This window comes from Methylobacterium sp. WL64, assembly GCF_008039945.1.
Lineage (GTDB): Bacteria > Pseudomonadota > Alphaproteobacteria > Rhizobiales > Beijerinckiaceae > Methylobacterium.
Map to the genome: position 1 here is coordinate 1 of NZ_VRVA01000246.1, position 2,943 is coordinate 2,943.

1 protein-coding gene and 1 pseudogene are annotated in these 2,943 nt (G+C 58.3%); both read right to left on the bottom strand.

All coding sequences use genetic code 11. The features are described 5' to 3' along the window. Positions 1-519 precede the first annotated feature (519 nt). Positions 520-915 (bottom strand): hypothetical protein, encoded by a 396-nt coding sequence (locus FV242_RS33395; protein ID WP_147941947.1) that lies wholly within the window; start codon positions 913-915, stop codon positions 520-522. A 1,302-nt stretch (positions 916-2,217) separates the two neighbouring features. Then, positions 2,218-2,829, bottom strand: a pseudogene (locus tag FV242_RS33405) (D-serine ammonia-lyase); the annotation flags it as partial. Between the last annotated feature and the right edge of the window lie 114 nt (positions 2,830-2,943).

Here is a 2,943-nt window from a genome sequence, read left to right on the forward strand (position 1 = left end):
TCTGTCGGAAGCAGCGGCTCGATCACCGCCCACTCTGCATCCGTCAGGTCAAACGGCGCCATCCTCGGTCTTCCATTCGGAGAACCAACGACGCCCCGACCAAACCGTGCCACCCGTTATGGGTTCACGACCTGGTCGGGGGAGAAAGCCCTGCGGAGTTGGACTCATCTGTCCGCTTCAGCGACCAGTGCCACTGTGCTGAACGACCGAGTTGGATCGGCACAACAAGGCCGCTTCCGGGAAAGAGCTACGATTTTGCGCATGACTGGGAAGGGCGCAAAGCCGAAAGGCCGGTTTTGCGTAGGTTGGCGATCCGGCATGGCGTAGTATGGCCGAAAGCTGCCGGTCCGCTTCCGAGACGATCTGGCGCAAAAGCAACCGATCCCCTTACGACCCAACCCGGTCGTCGGGACCGCCGTCAGCGCTTCTCGAAAGCGGCCGTTAGTCAGTCGTCCGGCAGCTTCGGCTGAGGGTGGCAAGCCGACCTTAGCCCTTCACCCAGTAGCAGCTCTTGAGCTGTCAGTTACCTTTGGCTTTTGCGCCCCCAACGTTGGTTTGCTCAAGATGGAGGATTGCTTGGCCGATCGCGTCAGAAAAGTGTCTGCGAGCCTTCGGGTCTGACATGGCTTCCAATGCCCGCAGGATATCCACCATCATGCGTTGGATCTCAGGTATGGAGCTACCAAACGGCCTTAACACGCCGGACTGGTAAAGGACGGAAACCGGCATTCCCAGCGTGGACGCGATCTGCTCAAGTTGGTTGATCGCTTCATCGCAGTCAAACATCGGCCCATCGCCCCAGAACGCTTCAGTTGACAGCGACGCCCGCAGCCCGCCGCTCAATCTTCGCCGCGTAGTACTGGCCGATGTGCCGGAGAGCGGCACCAAAGATTTGCATTTGATCCTCGTCTTCATCCTCTTGGGCTCTTTGATAGGCTGCGCAAAGATCCTCTGTCAGATTGGGTAAACTGTTTACGCCCAATCCGATCGCGTTCAGTGCGGCTATCAGAGGTGAAGATGATGAATCCTGAACCTGAGTAGTGTTTTCAAAATCTATATACGGCGAAGACCCGCGCTAAATAACAAGAGAGTCTAGCATCGGGTCTATATTTGCCTTCAAATTACTCAGATCGGCCCGAAATATTTCTGCGCGGTAAAGCGCCATCTGCGCCTTATTGCTGCTAGCAGTCGCTTTTGCATTGAGAACGACGCGGTGGCTCAACATATCGTCAGCGAGCGCAGCGCTCTCACGCAGGACTTAACCCTAATTTTAACCGACAGCCTTCCACGTGCCTTCAGGAAGTAACGGTCAACGCATGTGAGCGATTTAGATGCGGGCAATCAAGCTGCGCTGAAGTTTGCGACGGCGGGAAGTAGTGACGTAAATTTACAGCTTTCGGTCGTTGTCGGCCGCAATGCTGGGTCTTGACGGCTAAGCGAAAAATGGCGCGATGGAGGATATTGTTGAATTAGATTCAGAAATTCAGTGGCTGAGAATTTAGATTGCTCCCGTCTCAATTTTCGTGGAGCACATTCATGGCGCATTATTTAATGTTAACGATGGAACTTCGGAATTCGACCACGAGGGCACCGAATGCGCCACCTTGGAAGTGGGGCGCGCGCAGGCCTTGAGGGTTCTTCCTGAGATGGCGCGCGATCAGGCGCTCGAAGCTCACGACCGCGTCACCTACACAGTGCTGGCGACCGATGAGGACCATAGGCCTGTCTACTCAGCCACTCTGTCGCTTGTAGGGCTGTGGCTGATCCGCTGACGGTTGCTCATCTTGGTGAGTGCGTGCCTGTAAGCGGATTTTCCGACCTTCTTATAGGGATCGAGAGCAGGCTCATCGACGATCGTCATCGCGTGGTCCCTTTGGCGCCGTACGCATCAGGCAGCCGCCCGAAACGCCCATCTCAAACGTCGAGCCTCAGACGCCAAAGGGCGGCCCCGCCGTAAGCCCAGCAAAATATGCAGCGGACGGAAAAGCCAAAAAAAGCTACTGAAATGCTAAGCTGTCAAAAGCTTTTACTTCCGGGGAAATGATCGGCCGACGCCAAACGTGTTTCGCGTCCGGGGAGCGTTCGGATACGCACGTTGATGCGAAGGCGCCGGAATGGCGACAATCAGACCGTTAGAGAGTCTACCTCCGGTGACGGGCCTACCGGCGCCTGCCCCGCCGCCATCCGTGATGGGGAGCTGGGAACGATTTGCCTAAATCAACACACACTGTCAGCCTGTTTGAGGTATTCGCGTGCCTCGTCCGCGGGAACCATGCTTCCCCCTGTGGACCAGATGATGTGAGTCGCCGCCTCTAAACGGTCGTGATCCAGGTTCAGGCGCACGCGATAGGCGCGATCGGCCATGACCCGGGCGGGACCGGGTGCGCCGGCGATGGCCGAAGGCTCCAGCATCAATGATTCGGTCCGATCGAGAAGGGCGAGCAGGTTGAACAGCTCCTGGTCGGTCACGGTGAGATAGCCGTCCACTAGACGCTGCATCGCCCGTCCGACGAAGCCCGAGGGCCGCCCGACAGCGAGGCCATCCGCGGCAGTCGCATTGGAGATGCCGAAATCCTGAACCGAAACGTCCTCGTGCAGGCCCGTATAGACGCCGAGCAACATGCAGGGCGACGGCGTGGGCTCAGCGAAGATGCAACGGACCGCGTCGCCGAATACGAGCTTGAGTCCGAAGGCGACCCCGCCGGGCCCGCCACCCACGCCGCAGGGTAGGTAGACGAAGAGCGGGTTGCGCGCATTGACCGCGATGCCGAGCGCGGCGAGTTGCGGCTTCAGCCGGAGGCCCGCCACCGCGTAGCCTAGCATTACAGTTGCATTTTCGACGAGGTTCTGACTCTCTGCGTCACCATGATTCGCGCATCATGGACATCGGGGACCTCGATCGAGGCGACGCTGGAGTTGTGGGCCTCGTCGCTGCGGGAGGTG